Below are 18,262 nucleotides of genomic sequence, written 5' to 3'. Positions count from 1 at the left end.
GGGCTTTTTACTACGCCGGAATAGCGGCGATTTTTGGACTTCTCGACCACACGCGATGCGCCGTCATCAGGGCGAGCAGTGTGTCCGCCGCTGGCGTGTCGAGAGCATTGGTGACGATGACCCCCTCTTCACCCTGGGCTGGGACCTGCAGAACGGACGTCAGCTGTCGCGCATCCCCTGCCAGCAGGATCGGCTTCAGATGCTTATAGGCTTCCAGCAGGTAATAGCGCGCGTCGCCGCTCTGGCTCAGGGCGCTGAGGTCGCCGCCAGGCACCACTACCGCATCCACCGTCAGCGATGGGGAACCGGCGAAGGTGCCGGCGATCGGCAGGGGAGAGCCATCGTCGGCGATGACTTCGCCCATCCGCGAGTAGAGCAGCTTGCTGTGCACGCCCTGGGCCTGCAGCGCCTGCAGGAGATGGACCAGATCCTGCGCCGAGGTGCGTTCGTTGAGCAGGACGGCCACTACACGGCCTTTCACATCCCCTTCGGCGTCGGCGTAGAGGCTGAGGCTGGGGTCTTTCTCCACGCCGTTGACCGGGGAAGGCAGGGTAATGTTACGCTGATCGTCGCTCAGTTCGATACCTAAGTTCGCCCCGACCGCTTCCGCCAGCTTAGTATCAATGTGGGCCAGATGATCGACCACCCGCTCGCGGATCCAGGTGCGGACCACTTTGCTGAGTTCAAAGCTGAAACCATCGATAATATGCTGCTGCTCAATCGGCGTCTGGCTCAGCCAGAACAGACGCGGCTGGGCGTAATATTCGCCGAACGAAGGGCTGCGCTGGCGGATTTTTTCGCCGTCGACGCGCTCGGCGAGGGACTCAAAGCCGCCGCGTTTGGCCGCTGGCGGCGTCTCGCGCGGCCAGTTGTCGTTAATGGAGTTGGGCTCATAGTTGGCCGGATTGGTGTCAATGTCCATCCGGTGCATCCCGTCGCGCTGGAAATTGTGATACGGGCAGGTTGGACGGTTGATGGGGATTTCATGGAAGTTCGGCCCACCCAGGCGGCTAATTTGCGTGTCGGTGTAAGAGAAGAGGCGCCCCTGCAGCAGCGGATCGTTGCTGAAATCAATGCCCGGTACGATATGCCCGGGATGAAAGGCCGCCTGTTCGTTTTCGGCAAAGAAGTTGTCCGGATTGCGGTTGAGGACCATCTTGCCAACCCGTAAGACCGGCACCAGCGCCTCGGGGATCAGCTTGGTGGGATCGAGCAGATCGAAGTCAAAATCAAACTCGTTCTCCTCGGGGATGAGCTGCAGGCCAAGCTCAAATTCCGGGTAGTCCCCGGCTTCGATGGCCTCCCACAGGTCGCGGCGATGAAAATCAGGGTCGCGGCCGGTCAGCTTCTGCGCTTCATCCCACACCAGCGACGCCTTGCCGGCCACCGGTTTCCAGTGGAAGCGAACGAAGGTGGCTTTGCCCTCGGCGTTGATCAGACGGAAAGTGTGGATCCCAAAGCCTTCCATGGTGCGATAGCTGCGCGGGATGCCGCGATCCGACATCGCCCACATCACATTGTGCAGCGTTTCCGGTTGCAGGGAGACATAGTCCCAGAAAGTATCGTGGGCGCTCTGTCCCTGCGGGATGGCCCAGTGAGGCTCAGGCTTCACGGCGTGGACAAAGTCGGGGAACTTCATCGCGTCCTGGATGAAGAAGACCGGTGTGTTGTTGCCGACCAGGTCAAAAATCCCTTCGTCAGTGTAAAACTTGGTAGCGAAGCCGCGAATATCGCGGACGGTGTCCGCCGACCCCGCGCCGCCCTGCACGGTGGAGAAGCGCACAAAGACCGGGGTGATCTTATCGGCTGCCGAGAGAAAATCGGCTTTGGTCAACGCTGTCAGGCTTTTGTAGGGCTGGAAGTAACCGTGGGCGGCAGAGCCGCGGGCATGAACGATACGCTCCGGAATTCGCTCATGGTCAAAGTGGGTAATCTTCTCCCGCAGAATGAAATCTTCCAGCAGCGTTGGGCCGCGGGCGCCGGCGCGCAGCGAATTCTGATCATCGGCAATACGTACGCCCTGGTTGGTGGTCAGCGGATAGTCTTCTCCGCCTTTACGCTGCGGCTCCAGGGCGTCAAGTTTGCTGCTGTGGGTTTCCGGTGCTTTCAGGCTACCAGGGGCGGTCGGTTCGGCGCCTGGGGCGGTGGGTTTCGGCGTGGGGCGCCACTCCTGGTCATCCGGCGCCAGCGAGTCGAGCCCCGGTTTCGCTTCTTCGCTGTCGTGGACCGGTGCCTGCTGGTGGTGAGGGTTTGGGTGCTTATCAGACATTACTCGTCTCCTGCTTTCATTGCTAAAAGTGGTCGTTGATAAACCAAAACCCTTCTAACTATAGAACATTACGCTGCCTGCGCTCGGCGCAGGGGCAGGGAGTTATCCTAAAATGCGCATCGGCGGCAGGGGGGCGACGAACGGGCCCACAATCGGCTATGATAGAGGTTTCTGTTTCCCGCTCTGTTTAGTGAATCCATTTGTTATGAAACCATTGCGCCAACAAAATCGCCCTGTCATTAGCTACGTGCCGCGCGTGGAGCCTGCGCCTCCGGAACATGCCGTGAAAATGGACCATTTTCGCGATGTCTGGATTTTGCGCGGGAAGTATGTCGCCTTTCTGCTGATGGGGGAGCATTTTCGCCGCTCGCCAGCGTTCAGCGTGCCGGAGTCGGCCCAGCGCTGGGCTAACCAGGTGCGTCAGGAAGGTGAGATTGAAGCCTGAGTCTGCTGCAGAAATAAAAAAACCGCTGATAATCAGCGGTTTTTTTGTGCTTACCGTTTAGCGATGCGCCAGCTCGGCCTCTTCTTCGCTATCGAAAATCGACTTGTCGGTCTGGCGCAGCCACTGGCTGGTCAGGGTCCCGGCGGTCATTGAGCCGTTAACGTTCAGCGCGGTACGCCCCATGTCGATCAGCGGTTCGACGGAGATCAGCAGCGCTACCAGGGTCACCGGCAGGCCCATCGCCGGCAGAACGATTAGCGCGGCGAAGGTGGCCCCGCCGCCCACCCCGGCGACGCCCGCCGAGCTGACGGTGACGATGCCCACGAGGGTGGCAATCCACATCGGATCCAGCGGGTTAATGCCCACGGTCGGCGCGACCATGACTGCCAGCATGGCCGGGTAGATACCGGCGCAGCCGTTCTGACCGATGGTGGCGCCAAAGGAGGCGGAGAAGCTGGCAATTGACTCCGGTACGCCCAGGCGTCGGGTCTGCGCTTCCACGTTCAGCGGAATCGACGCGGCGCTGGAGCGGCTGGTGAAGGCGAAGGTGATCACCGGCCAGACTTTACGGAAGTACTTCAGCGGGCTGATGCCGTTAATCGCCAGCAGCAGGCCGTGGACGACAAACATAATGCCCAGCGCAATGTACGAAGCTACCACGAAGCCGCCAAGTTTGATGATGTCCTGCAGATTCGACCCGGCAACCACTTTGGTCATCAGGGCCAGTACGCCGTAAGGGGTCAGCTGCATCACCAGACGAACCAGCTTCATCACCCAGCCCTGCAGGGTATCGATGGCCGTCAGCACGCGCTGGCCTTTTTCCACATCCTCTTTCAGCAGCTTAAGCGCTGCCACGCCGAGGAATGCCGAGAAAATGACGATACTGATGATGGAGGTCGGGTTAGCCCCGGTCAGGTCAGCAAACGGGTTCTTCGGCACAAAGGAAAGGATCAGCTGCGGTACGCTGAGATCGGCCACTTTTCCCACATAGTTGCTCTGGATGGCGTTCAGACGGGCTGTTTCTGCGCTGCCCTGAACCAGACCCTCGGCGGTGAGGCCGAACATATTGGTCACCAGCACGCCAACCAGCGCAGCGATAAGCGTGGTGAACAGCAGAGTGCCGATGCTCAGGAAGCTGATTTTTCCCAGCTGAGAGGCATTATGCAGCCTGGCCACCGCGCTCAGGATCGAGGCGAAGACCAGCGGCATCACAATCATTTGCAGCAGCTGGACATAGCCATTACCGACGATATTGAACCACTGGATGGAATCCTTCAGCACCTGGCTGTCAGACCCGTAGATCAGCTGCAGCGCCAGACCAAAGACCACACCAATGGCCAGACCAACCAGCACTTTCCTGGCCAGGCTCCACTGTTTATGGCGAGTTTGCCCCAGCGCAAACAGTAATACGGCGAACACGACTACGTTCGCTATTAATGGAAAGTTCATCCCCGTTCTCCTGATATTTTTATAACCTGGGCTGGTGGATAACCAGCTCTTATGACGGCAAGGTTAGCAGAAGGCGTTATCAAGGACTTATATTCAAATGGAATGGGTTATAACCAAATGGTGTTTTCCGGCGGTTTATCGGCCACTCTGATGACTAATGAAGCGATTGAAGGTGATTTGCAGGGAATTGATCACTCCGGAAGACCAGCGTATTGCGCTGTTGTCCGCCAGCGTCTGCGGCATCCAGACGGCATAGACGAACAGCGCCATGCATAAAGCGCGCTCCAGTTGGTTACCCTTGCGCGGCGCGAGGATCGGCAGCCGGAAGCGCCAGCGGCAGGGCCACAGCAACGGCACCCCGGCGGGGGTGAGCATATCGGCGAGGATGTGGCTGAGATAGCCCAGCACCAGGCCCTGGAGGGCGTCCGCCGGGACAATCCAGCTGTCAGGCACCTTGAGGTAGAATAGCGTCAGCGCGCCAAAGACGGCCAGCAGGCTGTGGGTGAAGCCGCGGTGGCCAAAGGCCCGCGCCACGGGCTTTGAGATCCAGCTCAGTCGTTGGCCGAGAAATGACTTAGGGTGATCGATGTCCGGCAGCAGGCAGGTCAATACCGCAGAGGGCACAATATGCCACCAGTCGCCCTGCGCCAGCACCGGCGTTAACTCTGAGTTTTTGGCAAATACTGCGCAGGCGATTGAAAAGAAGAGATGGCCTTCCGCCGTCATGATAACACACCCTAAACTGTCGATTCATACAGTATAGGGTTTTTATACAGTGTACGGAAGAGGTGACGGTGTAACTCTTTGTCACAAATTCTCAGCGTGCCAGCCATCCGCCATCGACGGCCAGGGTATAGCCGTTAATATAGTCGGCGGCGGCCGAGGCGAGAAACACCACCGGCCCCTGCAGGTCTTTGGGTTCTCCCCAGCGACCGGCGGGAATGCGCTCGAGGATCGCCTGGTTACGTTCTTCATCTTCGCGCAGCGCCTGGGTGTTATTGGTGGCCATATATCCTGGCGCAATGGCGTTGACGTTGATGCGTTGGCCGGCCCATTCGTTGGCCAGCAGACGGGTCAAACCCAGCACGCCGCTTTTCGAGGCGGTGTAGGAGGGGACGCGGATCCCACCCTGAAACGAGAGCATCGAGGCGATGTTAATGATTTTGCCGCCATCGCCCTGGCGAATGAACTGCCTGGCGACCGCCTGGCTGAGAAAGAAAACCGCTTTTAGATTCAGATCGATCACCGCGTCCCAGTCGCTTTCCGTGAAGGTCAGGGCATCATGGCGGCGGATAATCCCGGCGTTATTGACCAGAATATCGACCCGACCCATCGCCGCGACCGCCTGGTCGACCAGCACGCTCATCTCATCCTGAAGGCTGAGATCCGCCTGAATGGCATGAAAGCGGCGACCCAGCGCCTGAACCTGTGCTGCCGTGTCATGGGGAATTTTACGGTTGATGCCGACGATATCGCACCCGGCCTGCGCCAGGCCCAGCGTCATTCCCTGTCCCAGTCCGGTATCGCAACCGGTCACGATGGCGACCTTACCCGTCAGGTCGAAGGCGTTCAGTACCATATTCACCTCTGTCAGCTGATCTTCAGGCGTACGATGACGCCACCTGTGACCAGCATAGAGGCAGGAAAACAAAATTACAATAAAAGTGAAACGACGTTTTGATTTTATTGCCGGCGGCGTGACAGCGATCGCGTCACCCGCCAGCGTCCTTACCCGAGCAGGGCTTCGGCAGTCAGGGCCTGCAGTGACGGGAGCTTGACGTCCGCCAGCACGAAGCGCGGGTCGCGGCTGTTCTCCGCTTCCGGTACCACGATAGCGCGCATGCGCGCGGCTTTGCTGGCGATCATGCCGTTGACCGAATCCTCCAGCGCGACGCAGCGCTGCGGGTCGACTCCCAGGGCAGCGGCGCAGTTGAGGTATACCTGCGGGTGCGGTTTGCTCCAGGGCAGATGTTCCGCGGAGGCGAGCGCATCAAACTGGTCACGCAGTTCGAACATGTTGAGCACTTTCTCCAGCATCACCAGCGGCGAGGCCGAGGCCAGGCCCACCTTCAAGCCCTGCGCTTTACACAGGGCCACCGCCTCGCGTACGCCCGGTAGCAGCGGGCGTGAGGCTTCCACCAGCTCGATGGCCCGGCGGATAATGCGCGCGGTGGCTTCTGCGCGATCGACGCCGTGCCACGGCTGCTGGGCATACCACAGATCCACCACAAGGTCGATTCGCAGACCAAGCAGGTCGGGCAGTTCATCGCGGCGGCGGGTATCCACCCCCAGGCTTTCCATGACCTCGACCTCCGCCTGATCCCAGAGCGGCTCAGAGTCAATCAGCAACCCGTCCATATCAAAAATCGCGGCCTCAATGCGGCGCTTCGCTGACATATGTCCTTCTCCTGTTGCGTAATCAGATAAACGAATCGGCATTCATGGTATATCATACCGCGCGTTATTGGGCGAAATTCGCCGTGGAAGATAGACTTATACCCGACACATTCGGGTCAGCGAGGAGCGCCTGCGCCACGCAACAGGCGGCAGGCGAATCACCAACGCGTCTTTAACAAGGGGAACTCATGACGTACCAACAAGCTGGACGCATAGCGGTTATCAAACGCATTTTGGGATGGGTCATCTTTATTCCCGCCGTGCTGTCGACGCTGATTTCTGTCCTCAAATTTATGTATGAGCACAGTGAAAAGAAACCCGGCATTGACGCGGTAATGATGGATTTTGCGCATGTCATGATTGAGATGATGCGCTTTAACACGCCGTTCCTGAACTTTTTCTGGTACAACTCGCCGCTGCCGGATTTCCACCACAGCCTGAACATCGGCTTCTGGATCATCTTCATTCTGGTTTTTGTCGGCATGGCGCTGCAGGCCTCCGGCGCGCGGATGGCGAGGCAGGCGAAATTTCTTCGCGAGGGGATTGAGGATCAGCTGATCCTCGAGCAGGCCAAAGGCGCAGAAGGGTTATCCCGTGAGCAGCTCGCTGAGCGGATCGTGATACCGCGCCATACCATCCTGGTGCAATATTTCCCGCTGTATGTGCTGCCGGTGATCGTGATTATTATCGGCTACTTCTTCTTCTCGCTGCTGGGCTTTCTGTAAGCCAGGTGCCCGGTTAGCCGGGCACCATATTATTCTGCCGGCAGAGCCCGCGGTTTACCCTGATTATCGACGGCAACGTAGATAAACAGCGCTTCCGTCGCCTTATAGCGCTGGCCAATCGGTTCAGAAGAGACTTTTTTCACCCACACTTCGATGTTAATCGTCACCGAGGTGTTGCCGCGCTTCACGCAGCGGGCGTAGCAGCACACCACGTCGCCGACGGCGACCGGGCGTAAAAAGGTCATCCCATCCACGCGCACGGTCACCACGCGACCCTGAGCGATCTCTTTGGCCATGATGGCGCCACCGATATCCATCTGCGACATCAGCCAGCCGCCAAAAATATCCCCGTTGGCATTGGTATCCGCCGGCATCGCCAGGGTGCGTAAAACCATTTCGCCCTTCGGGGCAAGATCTGTAGTTGTCATGCTCTACTCTGTTGTGGTCAAAGACGATCAGCGGGATGCTACTATGAAAACGGGGCGGAGAGAATAGGGGAAAGCGCCCGCAGAGGCGGGCGCGGTGGTTCAGAAGGAGAGGGTAACGCCGGCGTAATACGCGCGGCCAGGCTCATTGTAGGTCGAGGCGCCGGCATTTTCGCGATACAGTTGTTTATCAAATAGATTACTTATTCCGGCATTCAGGCGAATATCCCGGTTTAGCTGATACTGAGTACCAATACCCACGATGGAATAGGCGCCAACCTCGGTGGTGGCAAGGGTCCCGGTTTCGTTGCGGATCTCCGCATACTGACGCGGCTTCTGACGGCCATAAAGCGTCCAGTTCACATTCGCAGACAGGGCGTCGTTTACCTGCCAGTCGAGCATCGTGTTAACGGTATATTTCGGGATAACCGACAGCGGGTTGCCAGTCTCTTTACTTTCAGATTTGAGCATCCAGGTGGCATTGGTCCGCCAGCTGAGGACATCTCTCAGCACCGGGATCAGCAGATTTCCTTCCAGCCCCTCGACCACGGCTTTGCCGCCGTTCTGCCACTGCAAAATATTATTGCCGCTGGAGGTATAGCCCAGTACCTCTGTTCCGGAGACGATTTTGTTTTTGTAATCGTTGCGAAACCAGGTGACTCCGGCAGCGTAACCATTAAGGTTGAATTCGATACCGATCTCTTTGTTAATACTGATCTCCGGATCGAGGTCAGGGTTGCCCAGCAGATAGCAGCTGCCTTCAGCTATAGTGTTCGGACAACCGTTGCCGCGGGTGGAGAGCAAATAGCCTTCACTGGATTGATAGAGGTTAGGCGCTTTAAACACGCGCGCGATACCGGCCTTCAGCGTGAACATATCGCTCAGCGCCTGAGACAGATTGAGGCTTGGGCTCCAGTTGCTGCCAAACTGATTATGATAATCGAAGCGGATGCCGGGGATCAGGTTGGTGCCAGGCACGGCTTCGATATTATCTTCCAGATAGATACCGGTGAGGGTGGCGCTGTTTTTGGTACTACGTTGCGTAGGGTCGCCCGAGGTCCCAGGGATAGTCTCGCCGTTGCTGTTAGTGGCCTGCATTGATGCCGGGTCGTCGAGCTGATCATGGTTCCATTCCATTCCCAGCGTCAGCGTCTGGTCCGCCAGCCAGAAGAAAGGCACATTGAATTCCGAGGTAGTACGCCAGGATTCCAGACGGCTGGTGGCATAATCCTCACTGTTGATCATGCCCTCGACGCGGCCGGTGGAGCCTTCCTGCAGGCGGGTATTGTTGGTTTTCTCGTAGTAAACACCGGCTTTGGACTGGCCCCAATCCCATAGACCGTTGTAGGTCAGTCCCCAGGACTGGCGATAGAGGCGATTAGTTTCGTGGCCGTACAGGGAGTCCACCAGCCCGTTCGGGCTAAGATTGCCGTTGCTGTACTGGGTATCACCAGCATAGATATTCCCCTGGCGACTATAGGCGTAGCTGAAATCGAGGATCTGTTGCGGGGTCATTTTCCATGACAGCAAGGCGTTAATATCTTTATTGCGTACCCCTTCGCGCCCCGCAGCGTAAGAGCCGTTTTGCGCATGGTTAATATCCCAGGCGTCGGGTTCCGTTTTATTGATATTGCCATACAGGCGCATCGTCAGCGCTTCCCCGGCCAGTGGGCCGCTGAGATTGAAGTTAGCGCGATTGGTCGTGCCTTCCTTGTTGTTTTCCGGCTGGTTGGTAAAGAAAGACAGCGAACCGTGCCAGTTGTTGGTCGGGCGTTTGGTAATGATATTGACCACTCCGCCCGCCGCGCCGGAACCATAGCGCGCGGCTGCCGGACCGCGGAGAACTTCAATCCTTTCGACCATCTCTGCAGGTACCCAGTTGCTGTCGCCCCGGGTATCGCGTTCGCCGCGCCAGCTATAGCGAACCGCGTTACGTGACGTGACCGGTACCCCATCTATCAGGATCAGGGTGTTCTCCGGCCCCATGCCGCGGATATCAATCTGGCGGTTGTTGCCCCGACTGCCGCTGGCGCTGTTGCCGGTCAAGTTCACCCCGGGCATTTTACGGATGATGTCTGAGAGATCGTTGACCGGCGGCTGCTTAGCAATATCATCTGCCGTGATAATCGACACCCCGGGCTGTTGCTTAAGCACCTCTTCCGCCGTACTGCGCACAATCATCGTTTCGGTATCTTGTTCTGATTCTTCAGCAAAGGCGTTAGGGGCGAGGAGACTGGATATGACCAGCGCCAGGGTCGTGGGGACAGAATATTGCGGCGATCTCATGTAAATATCCTTTTCAAAGCAATTCAAAATGAGATCGAGAATATTAATGATAACCATTATCATTACAATGTAATGAGATGAATCTCCATAAAATCCTCACAATTACCGCAACTTTTTATGCAGTTGAGAGAAATCGTGAAGAGAGCCTGCACAGTGTGGCCAGGAAGCTGTCAGCGTATGCGCTGAGGTTGTGTGGTTGCAGGGAATGTTTGCCAGCGCAGTGAGATTATAGGGGGCGCGCGCGGCGCGCGATGGCGCGCCGGTGGAGGAGTTAGTGGTGGTCGTCCTGCGGCATATGGCGGTAGATGTAGATCCCGCTCAGCAGGGTAAAGACCAGCGTGAGGGCGGTTAAGCCAAAGACCTTGAAGTTCACCCAGATATTCTGCGGCAGCCAGAAGGCGATATAGATATTGGCCAGCCCGCAAAGGATAAAGAACACCGCCCAGGCCAGGTTAAGCCGCGACCAGACCTGCTGCGGCAGGGCCAGCTCTTTGCCCAGCATGCGCTGGATCAACGGCTTTTTCATCACCCACTGGCTGAACAGCAGCGCGCCAGCGAACAGGGCATAGATCACCGTCACCTTCCATTTAATAAACTCATCATTGTGGAAGAAGAGAGTTAACCCGCCGAAGACGGCCACCAGCACAAAGGTGATCAGCGCCATTTTTTCGACTTTACGGTAGCGTACCCAGCTGTAGATCAGCACGATAGCGGTCGCGACGATCAGCGCGGTGGTGGCGGCGTAGATATCGTAAAGCTTATAGAAGGCAAAGAAGACCACCAGCGGTAAAAAATCCAGAAACTGCTTCATACATCGATCCCGTCTTTCAGGACGGACCGGGGAAGACCCCGATCCTGGTTAAGATTAGTTGCGGATAAGCATATACACGCGGAATAAATAGATCAGCAACAGGGCGGATATCAGGTTGCTGATGGTATTGATGACCACCGCGCCGACGTTTGGCGTCAGGACAGCAAAGCTGGAAGCGAACAGTAACAGCAGGGTTTTTGCCACCAGCCAGCCAATGATAGCCGGCGCCACCAGCCGCAGATTGGCCCACGCCAGACGCATGCTGCTGCGCATGGCGCTGAGGATACCCATTTTGTCCTGCACCAGCATGATCGGCGCAAAGGCCAGCACGATGGCCAGCAGCACGCCGGGCACCAGGACCAGCATCATCCCCATCTGCACCAGGAAGGTAGTGAAGAGGATCAACAGCAGCAGCTTCGGCAGCACCGGGGCTGAGGCGCCGATGGCACGCAGGGCGCTAACGCGATGACCGGCGGAGACCAGCTGGATCAGCAGCAGAACGCCGCCGGCGAGGATCGCATTGCCCACCAGACCCGAGAAGGTTGATGCCGCCGAGGCGCGCAGCAGAACCTGCTGCTGCTCCGGCGTCATGTTCTGCACCAGCTCAAACAGCCCGGCGCTACCGGCGAGGTTATCGCCTTCGCTGAGTATCGACAGCTGCTCGTCACTGGGTGAAAAGGCATGGCCAAGTACTACCGTAATAAACGCGCACAACAGCGCAATCAGCAAAATGGTAATGAACTGATTACGAAAAAAATTCCCGGTGTCACGGTAGACGGACTTCGCCGTGATAGACATGCATTCTCCTTGAGTGTCGCAGGTGTTAACTAGCCGGCGATTGTACCGCAAATCGTTCCCTCGTAGCACTCTCTGCACCATTCAGGGCAGGTATATCTTTGTAAAGAGGCCGCAATGGCGGTAGGCCATAGCGCGCCCGCGCCCGGTTGCAGGCGTCATTTTCCTCACCATTCTCACCGGACATGGCGAATTCGCGGCACGGTGAGGGACGGTTTTCATAAATAGTGCAGTGGACGGCGTCACCGATGTCGCCTGACAGCGCCGCGCAGCGGCTCTGGCGCTGGTTGGTGCCGCTCATGCAGCGCAGGAAAGGGGTCAGCGGCTCGGTCAGCGCGGAAGGCACCAGGCCACCCGCGTCGTCGGCTTCCGCCCAGTAGAAAGAGACACGAAAATACGCACAACAGGCACCGCACGTCATGCACGGGTTGATTTCACTCATAATTACACCTGAAAAAAACGCATCAACACAGATTGTCGGCAGTTAACTTATCCAGCCGCTTTTGCGGCGGCAAGAGGGGGAGAAATATTTTTTTCACGGAAAGTGAAAATTGATGTGAGAAGGATTCAGGGTGTTTCGATCGGTAGCAAAAATTAATCTGGATCAATAAATGTTAAATCTAAGGTTTTAGTGTGATCTAAAACAGATCAAACGTAACTCGTTATAGGTATATTTGGCCGCGCTGAAAAACCATAATGAGGAAGTGGATATGAAGAAGTTAGCAGCGGCGGCATTAATTCTTAGCACGCTATCCACCGGCAGCGTCTGGGCGCATGAAGCGGGTGAATTTTTCATTCGTGCCGGGACCGCCACCGTCCGACCGACGGAGGGCTCTGACAATGTGTTAGGCAGCCTTGGCAGTTTCAACGTCAGTAACAACACCCAACTGGGTTTAACCTTTACCTATATGGCCACCGATAACATCGGCGTGGAGCTGCTGGCGGCAACGCCGTTCCGCCATAAGGTCGGCACCGGGCCAACCGGGACTATCGCCACCGTCCATCAGTTGCCACCCACCCTGATGGCGCAGTGGTACTTTGGCGATGCGCAAAGCAAGGTGCGCCCGTACGTGGGGGCGGGTATTAACTACACCACCTTCTTTAATGAAGACTTTAACGATACCGGCAAGGCGGCCGGGCTTTCCGATCTGAGCCTGAAGGACTCCTGGGGCGCGGCGGGGCAGGTCGGCCTCGATTATCTGATTAACCGTGACTGGCTGCTGAATATGTCGGTGTGGTACATGGATATCGATACCGATGTGAAATTCAAAGCCGGCGGCGTGGACCAGAAAGTCAGCACCCGTCTGGATCCGTGGGTGTTTATGTTCTCCGCGGGTTATCGATTTTAAATCCTGCTGAAAACTGGCCAACGGATGGCCAGTTCATTGTCACGTCACACCTGTCTGCCGCAAGCCTTCGCCATCGATAGCGGATCACACTTCCGTCCACTGGCGCAGCAGGTTGTGATACATGTTGAGCAGGGAGAGGACCTCTTCTCCGTCGCCAAAGCGGGCCTTCAGAGACTGGATGGTACGGTCCAGGTCGTAAAGCATTGCGCGCTGCTTATCGTCGCGGACCATCGACTGGATCCACAGGAAAGAGGCCTGACGTACGCCGCGGGTGACCGGGGTGACGCAGTGCAGGCTGCTGGCGGGATAGAGCACCAGATGCCCGGCCGGGAGCTTCACCCGGTGCTGGCCATAGGTGTCTTCAATCACCAGTTCACCGCCCTCATAGCTCTCCGGCTCGCAAAGAAACAGCGTCGCTGACAGGTCAGTGCGCATCCAGCCCGCCTCGCCGTTCTGGCGAACGGCGCCATCGACATGAAAACCGTAGGTCTCCCCTGGCCCATAGCGGTTAAACAACGGTGCGGAAATCGTCCGCGGCAGCGCGGCGGAAAAAAACTGCGGGTGGCCGCGCAGCGCGTCGAGCACGGCGGCTTGCAGGCGGGCATACAGCGGCGTACGGGTATCGATCTGCTGGTTCTGTTTGACGGCCGCCCCCTGGCTGCCCACCGTAACCCGTCCGTCGACCCACTCGGCCTGCGCCAGCTGCCGGGTAAATTCCGCCACCTGGTCTGCCGATAGCACGTCAGGAATGTGATACATCATCGCGGTGTTCTCTCTAAAAGGTGGGGCGCAACGGCCCCACGCACAGACTCAGAAGTGGACGTTCGCCGTCAGCATAAAGGTACGGGGTTCGCCCGGATGATAGCGATAGCCGCTCTTGTTGATGGAGGCCACGTAATCGGTATCAAACAGGTTGTACATATTGAGCTGCAGATCGAGGTTGCTGTTGACCCGATAGCCCAGTTTGGCGTCGGCGACCCAGTAGCCCTCGGTGTGATCCGGGGTACCGACCGCGCCATCGCTGCCCCGGCGCAGGCTTCCGACATAGCGCACACCGCCGCCGACGGACAAATCGCTGGTGGCCTGATACTGCGTCCACAGCGTAAAGGCATGTTTCGGAGTGTACGCCAGGGCGGAAGATCCATCCTGCGCTACGTTCTGTCCCTCCGTCACTGTCGCATGCTGCTGAGTGTAGCCGGCGATGATCGTCCAGTCCGGGGTCAGGTTTCCGGTTGCGGAGAGTTCATACCCCTCCACGCGCTTTTTGCCGTACTGCGACCAGGTTCCGTCATCGTTGGCGGCCACTTCGTTTTCAATATCGGTACGGAATAACGCCGCGCTGAGCAGCAGACGGTTGTCGAAGATTTGCCACTTGGTGCCCAGCTCGCTGGATTTCGCCTTCTGTGGCTTAAAGTCGGTTCGGTTGGCGCTGTTGCCGCTACCGCTGGCGGCCAGGGCGAAACTGCTGCCCCCCGGCGGCTGCTGTGAGATGGCGTAGTTGACGTAGACATTGCCCTGCTCGGTTAAGCGGTACAGTGCCCCGGCTTTCCAGTTAACCAGATTGCCGGATTTGGCGGTATCCACGGTGGTGACCGGGCTGCCCGTCGACTGGCCGGGCGGGCAGGCGATAGCCCCGCGTCCGCTGCCGCCGCAGGCGGTGGCGCTGTCATATTTAGTATGATAATTGTCGAGACGTAGCCCGCCGTTGACCTCAATCCGTTCGGTCAGCGTCAGCGTATCGAAGGCATAAATCCCGAAGGTATCAGTCTGGCCGTTGGCATTCGCCCCGTTTCTGTCCAGCCCGCCAATCGACAGGTTGCTCACCGGATGGTAGAGATTCACCGCCGGCGCGGTCATGGCGTTCACGCCATAGTTGGTCTGGTTTTCCCGGGTAAACTCCACGCCGGCGCTGACGTCATGGCCTATCGAGCCGGTATTGAAGGTCGAGGTGATATTGGTCTGGTTGGTCAGAATGCGGTTGCTGACATCTTTGGTATTAACCAGACGCGACCAGCTCCAGGTGTTGACGTCATTGATATCGGGGGCGGTGATATTGCTCGCGCCGCCCATCACCGCGGTCAAAAGATACTCCTGTTTCACCCGCGACCAGCGGGTGGTATTGCGCACGGTGGTATTGTCCGTCAGATCGTGCTCGAAGCGCAGAGTGCCGCTGTCGGTGGTGGATTTATCATAATCGGAGTCGGTGCCATAGAAATTGCTGGTATCGACCTTACCGGCGGAGTTGAGCGCGGCATACTTCGGCGAAGGCGCCGAATAGCCCGGCAGGCCGACGGTGGGGATCCCGCCATCCGGGGTGTTGTTCTGCCGGACGTGCAGATAGTTCAGATACAGACGAGTTGGGGTATCGAGGCCGAAGGCCAGCGACGGCGCGATGCCATAGCGTTCGTTTTCAATGCTATCCCGACCGGCGTCATGGGTTTTTTCCCCCATCAGGTTCAGACGGAACGCGGCGCTGTCGCTAAACGCCTGGTTCAGGTCGAGCGTTCCCCGACGCGACCAGGCGCTGCCGATGCTGGCCGAACCGTCGATCCCGGAGTCAAGGCGCGGCTGCTTGCTGATCATATTGATCGATCCTGAGGGCGCGCTGCGGCCATAGTCCGTGCCGGCGGGTCCTTTGATGACTTCCACCTGCTGGGTGTTGAAGGTATCGCGCGTCACGCTGCCGATGTCGCGGATGCCGTCCACATAGATGCTGTTAGAGGTATCCACGCCGCGCATGTAGATGGCATCCCCGGTGGTTGAACTGCCATTCTCGCCGGCATAAAACGCCCCGACGCCGGGGACGTTTTTGAGGGCGTCAGTCAGGTTGGTGACGCCCTGATCTTTAATCACCTGTTCCGGGATCACGGTGATGGTGCGGGTGGTATCGACCAGCGGTTTATTGAACTTGGGATCGCCGGAGGCGCCGGGAGAGTAGAGTGAGGGCGGAGTGGCTTCCACCACCAGCGTCTCTTCACTATTTTTGACTGATTTTTCCGCTGCGATGCCCGTTGCCGGTGAGGCCCCCAGACACAGACCCGTAAACAATGCCAATGAGTTGAAACTGCCAAACGGCAGAGAAGCGTTTTTTTCCATGATAAATGCAGGCTTATTTTTTGTTATGAGCACATACCACACCGCGCAAAAGCGACGTTTTTCGTCGTCTGGCTTGCGCTGACCCGGTGTGATTCTATAAATGATAAAAAGAATAGTTATCATTCGCCTTAATATTTACATAGAAATGTTGACGTTTAAACATATTTCTTCATCGCGATTTACATAGTTCATAAATTTTGAACGAAAAGGGCGGGGATGAAGCAAAAGAGCGGCTGGAAGAGGCCGGTGACAGGCCGCGCCGCGAGGTGACAGGCGCCAGGGCTAACCCGGCGCTTCGTGGTTTTTGGCATAAAAGATGCCCTCCTTCTGCGCGAGGAGAACGCCGTTCTGGAAATTGGTGTAATGAAAAATAGCGGCCCACCGATCCCTCTGCAGGCACTGTTCCGCGACCGCGTTATTGGGGGGACGACCAGCGAGCGTTCTCCCGCCGCGTGACGGAGAACAATGCCGCGCCGTATGTCGTCTGGAGCAAGCGCCGGGCCACTGCTGGCTGCGGCAACAGGTGCGTGAGGTGTGTCGCCAGTAAAAAAAAGCCCGCACAAGTGCGGGCAAAAATACTGGAAGCAATGTGAGCAATGTCGTACTGAATACCTGAGTTATTTACTCAACTATTCAGTAATGAGAAAGATAATATTTCTCATTTAAGATATCAACCCCATCTTTTGTGCGGAAGCGATTTTTTATCCGAGGGTGAAAACCGTACGCTTCTGACTGTCGTCCCGCGGCCAGGCCGCCGCGATCTCCTGCAGCGGCCGCGGGGTGGTGGCGATGGTGAATTTACCCGGCACCGCCGCCTGCAGCATTTCACCTGTCGCCGCCAGCAGCTGCGGCATCGACAGGCTACCGATACCGCTGCCCATCAGCACGAGCGGTGCGGAACGCAGAACTGCGCCATTTAACGCGATATCGGCGCCAGCCAGGGACCCCACCTGCACATAGCGCACCGGTCTGCCGGCTGGGGTATATTTCGCCAGGGCCGGCAATAACACTTCCGCGCTGTGTCCCCACAGGTAATCGATGACCACGTCAATCTGCGCAGCGCTGGTCGCTGAAAATTGCCCGCTCAAGGTTTTATCATCAGCGGTTAAGTGAATACACTCATCGGCGTCCAGCGCCGCCAGCGTCTGCGCATTCCGTCCGGTTGCAATGATTTTTTTCGCCCCCAGATAGCGGGCAATCTGCACCGCCAGCTGACCGGCGCTGCCGGTGGCGCCGTTAATCAGCACCGTTTCACCGGCCTGGATCTTGGCGCGAGTCACCAGAGACGCCCACGCGGACATGCCGGGATTGGCCATCGCCGCGGCGCTAACATCATCGAGCGCATCCGGCACCGGCAGGCAACTCTGCAGGGCAACCGGCGCCTGCTGCGCCATACTGCCGAAGGGGGCGGTGGGGAAGGCGAAATAGACGCGCTGGCCCTGAGGTGTGGTGCCGACGCCATCGATACCGGGCACAAAGGGCAGATTGCCGTCGAAGCTGTAATGGCGTCCGGATGCGCGGGCCTTAACCACATGGCTCAGCGCGGCGGCGCGGACGTCAATGATCGTCTGGCCGGGCGCGGGCTGCGGGTCGATAAAATCGGCCCAAACCGGGCCTTCTGCGAGGTCAAAAACCACGGCTGCTTTCATAAATTATCTCCTGTCGGGAATTATGTGTAAAATACACATATTGTTTTACAGCACTATACGCGGAAAATTAATATATGCAAGATGCACATAATGACTACGACATTACCGACTTTCACGGCGCGCTACTGGATATCATCAGCGTGATGAACCAGCCGCTGCGCGACGAGCAGATCCTCCAGGCGGCCGGCGTCCAGCTGGAACAGATGCTGTTTCCGCTGCTGGTGGCGGTAGGGCGCCATGGCCCGGTAGGGGTGGTTGAGCTGGCGGATCATTTAGGGCGCGATTACACCACCGTCAGCCGCCAGGTGAAAAAACTGGAAGCCCAGGGACTCGCCTGTAAGCAACCTAACCGTCATGACCGACGGATCAGTGAAGTGACGCTTAGCGCCAGCGGACAACAGATGATCGACAGTATTGCGGTAGCGCGGCGGCGGTTAATGAATCAGGTGCTGGCGCAGTGGCCGGAAGATGAAGTGCAGGCGCTGTTTCGCTTAACGCGCAAATACGCCGACAGTTTGCAGCAACCGAGCTAAATTCTCGCGTGCTGCCGCCCTGGCGCAACAATC

17 protein-coding genes are annotated in these 18,262 nt (G+C 57.7%); 4 read left to right on the top strand and 13 right to left on the bottom strand.

Going from position 1 to position 18,262, the window contains the following annotated elements; all coding sequences use genetic code 11:
• Positions 1-10: 10 nt before the first annotated feature.
• A complete protein-coding gene (gene katE / locus HMPREF3096_RS08800; RefSeq protein ID WP_032730131.1) occupies positions 11-2,269 on the bottom strand; it encodes a catalase HPII in 2,259 nt (752 codons plus the stop codon).
• Between the two features lie 205 nt (positions 2,270-2,474).
• On the opposite strand from katE, the gene cedA reads away from it, so the two are divergent.
• The gene (cedA, locus tag HMPREF3096_RS08795) at positions 2,475-2,714 is read left to right on the top strand and encodes a cell division activator CedA (protein ID WP_004151919.1); all 240 of its coding nucleotides are present in this window, start codon (positions 2,475-2,477) and stop codon (positions 2,712-2,714) included.
• Between the two features lie 57 nt (positions 2,715-2,771).
• Here cedA and HMPREF3096_RS08790 read toward each other — a convergent pair whose 3' ends face one another.
• The 4 genes from HMPREF3096_RS08790 to hxpB form a co-directional block, all read right to left on the bottom strand.
• Complete coding sequence (locus HMPREF3096_RS08790) at positions 2,772-4,163, bottom strand: L-cystine transporter (protein WP_008807755.1); 1,392 nt, start codon at positions 4,161-4,163, stop codon at positions 2,772-2,774.
• A 135-nt stretch (positions 4,164-4,298) separates the two neighbouring features.
• Positions 4,299-4,889, bottom strand: a complete 591-nt coding sequence (locus HMPREF3096_RS08785; RefSeq protein WP_032730133.1) for a metal-dependent hydrolase — start codon at positions 4,887-4,889, stop codon at positions 4,299-4,301.
• A 91-nt stretch (positions 4,890-4,980) separates the two neighbouring features.
• Entirely contained in the window at positions 4,981-5,742 is a 762-nt protein-coding gene (gene kduD, locus HMPREF3096_RS08780) for a 2-dehydro-3-deoxy-D-gluconate 5-dehydrogenase KduD (protein WP_032730134.1), read from the bottom strand.
• A gap of 149 nt (positions 5,743-5,891) precedes the next feature.
• Positions 5,892-6,560, bottom strand: a complete 669-nt coding sequence (hxpB, locus tag HMPREF3096_RS08775) for a hexitol phosphatase HxpB (RefSeq protein ID WP_012968454.1) — start codon at positions 6,558-6,560, stop codon at positions 5,892-5,894.
• A gap of 188 nt (positions 6,561-6,748) precedes the next feature.
• Between hxpB and HMPREF3096_RS08770 the strand changes: the two genes are divergently transcribed.
• On the top strand, positions 6,749-7,285 hold the full coding sequence (locus HMPREF3096_RS08770) for a YniB family protein (protein WP_032730136.1): 537 nt from the start codon (positions 6,749-6,751) through the stop codon (positions 7,283-7,285).
• Positions 7,286-7,314: 29 nt separating this feature from the next.
• On the opposite strand, the gene yciA is transcribed toward HMPREF3096_RS08770, so the two are convergent.
• The 5 genes from yciA to HMPREF3096_RS08745 form a co-directional block, all read right to left on the bottom strand.
• A complete protein-coding gene (gene yciA, locus HMPREF3096_RS08765) occupies positions 7,315-7,713 on the bottom strand; it encodes an acyl-CoA thioester hydrolase YciA (protein WP_008807759.1) in 399 nt (132 codons plus the stop codon).
• 99 nt (positions 7,714-7,812) lie between these two features.
• Positions 7,813-9,996 carry a TonB-dependent siderophore receptor gene (locus HMPREF3096_RS08760; protein ID WP_032730986.1) on the bottom strand — a complete coding sequence of 728 codons (2,184 nt, stop codon included), beginning with the start codon at positions 9,994-9,996 and terminating at the stop codon, positions 7,813-7,815.
• A 271-nt stretch (positions 9,997-10,267) separates the two neighbouring features.
• Complete coding sequence (locus tag HMPREF3096_RS08755) at positions 10,268-10,807, bottom strand: septation protein A (RefSeq protein WP_008807761.1); 540 nt, start codon at positions 10,805-10,807, stop codon at positions 10,268-10,270.
• Between the two features lie 54 nt (positions 10,808-10,861).
• Positions 10,862-11,605, bottom strand: coding sequence for a YciC family protein (locus HMPREF3096_RS08750; RefSeq protein ID WP_008807762.1), 744 nt, complete (start codon positions 11,603-11,605; stop codon positions 10,862-10,864).
• A gap of 25 nt (positions 11,606-11,630) precedes the next feature.
• A complete protein-coding gene (locus HMPREF3096_RS08745; protein ID WP_008807763.1) occupies positions 11,631-12,044 on the bottom strand; it encodes a YkgJ family cysteine cluster protein in 414 nt (137 codons plus the stop codon).
• Positions 12,045-12,312: 268 nt separating this feature from the next.
• On the opposite strand from HMPREF3096_RS08745, the gene ompW reads away from it, so the two are divergent.
• Complete coding sequence (gene ompW / locus HMPREF3096_RS08740) at positions 12,313-12,951, top strand: outer membrane protein OmpW (RefSeq protein WP_012542066.1); 639 nt, start codon at positions 12,313-12,315, stop codon at positions 12,949-12,951.
• An 84-nt stretch (positions 12,952-13,035) separates the two neighbouring features.
• Here the strand turns inward: ompW and ybiX are convergent, their stop codons facing one another.
• From ybiX to HMPREF3096_RS08725, 3 genes are all read right to left on the bottom strand, one after another.
• Complete coding sequence (gene ybiX / locus HMPREF3096_RS08735) at positions 13,036-13,713, bottom strand: PKHD-type hydroxylase YbiX (protein ID WP_008807765.1); 678 nt, start codon at positions 13,711-13,713, stop codon at positions 13,036-13,038.
• 48 nt (positions 13,714-13,761) lie between these two features.
• Entirely contained in the window at positions 13,762-16,080 is a 2,319-nt protein-coding gene (locus HMPREF3096_RS08730; protein ID WP_162822772.1) for a catecholate siderophore receptor Fiu, read from the bottom strand.
• 668 nt (positions 16,081-16,748) lie between these two features.
• A complete protein-coding gene (locus HMPREF3096_RS08725; RefSeq protein ID WP_032730139.1) occupies positions 16,749-17,696 on the bottom strand; it encodes a quinone oxidoreductase family protein in 948 nt (315 codons plus the stop codon).
• Between the two features lie 74 nt (positions 17,697-17,770).
• Between HMPREF3096_RS08725 and HMPREF3096_RS08720 the strand changes: the two genes are divergently transcribed.
• Positions 17,771-18,229, top strand: a complete 459-nt coding sequence (locus HMPREF3096_RS08720; RefSeq protein WP_008807769.1) for a MarR family winged helix-turn-helix transcriptional regulator — start codon at positions 17,771-17,773, stop codon at positions 18,227-18,229.
• The last annotated feature ends 33 nt before the right edge of the window (positions 18,230-18,262 follow it).

Source organism: Klebsiella sp. HMSC25G12, from assembly GCF_001807705.1.
Lineage (GTDB): Bacteria > Pseudomonadota > Gammaproteobacteria > Enterobacterales > Enterobacteriaceae > Klebsiella > Klebsiella variicola.
This window is presented reverse-complemented; position numbering and strand designations above follow the sequence as displayed.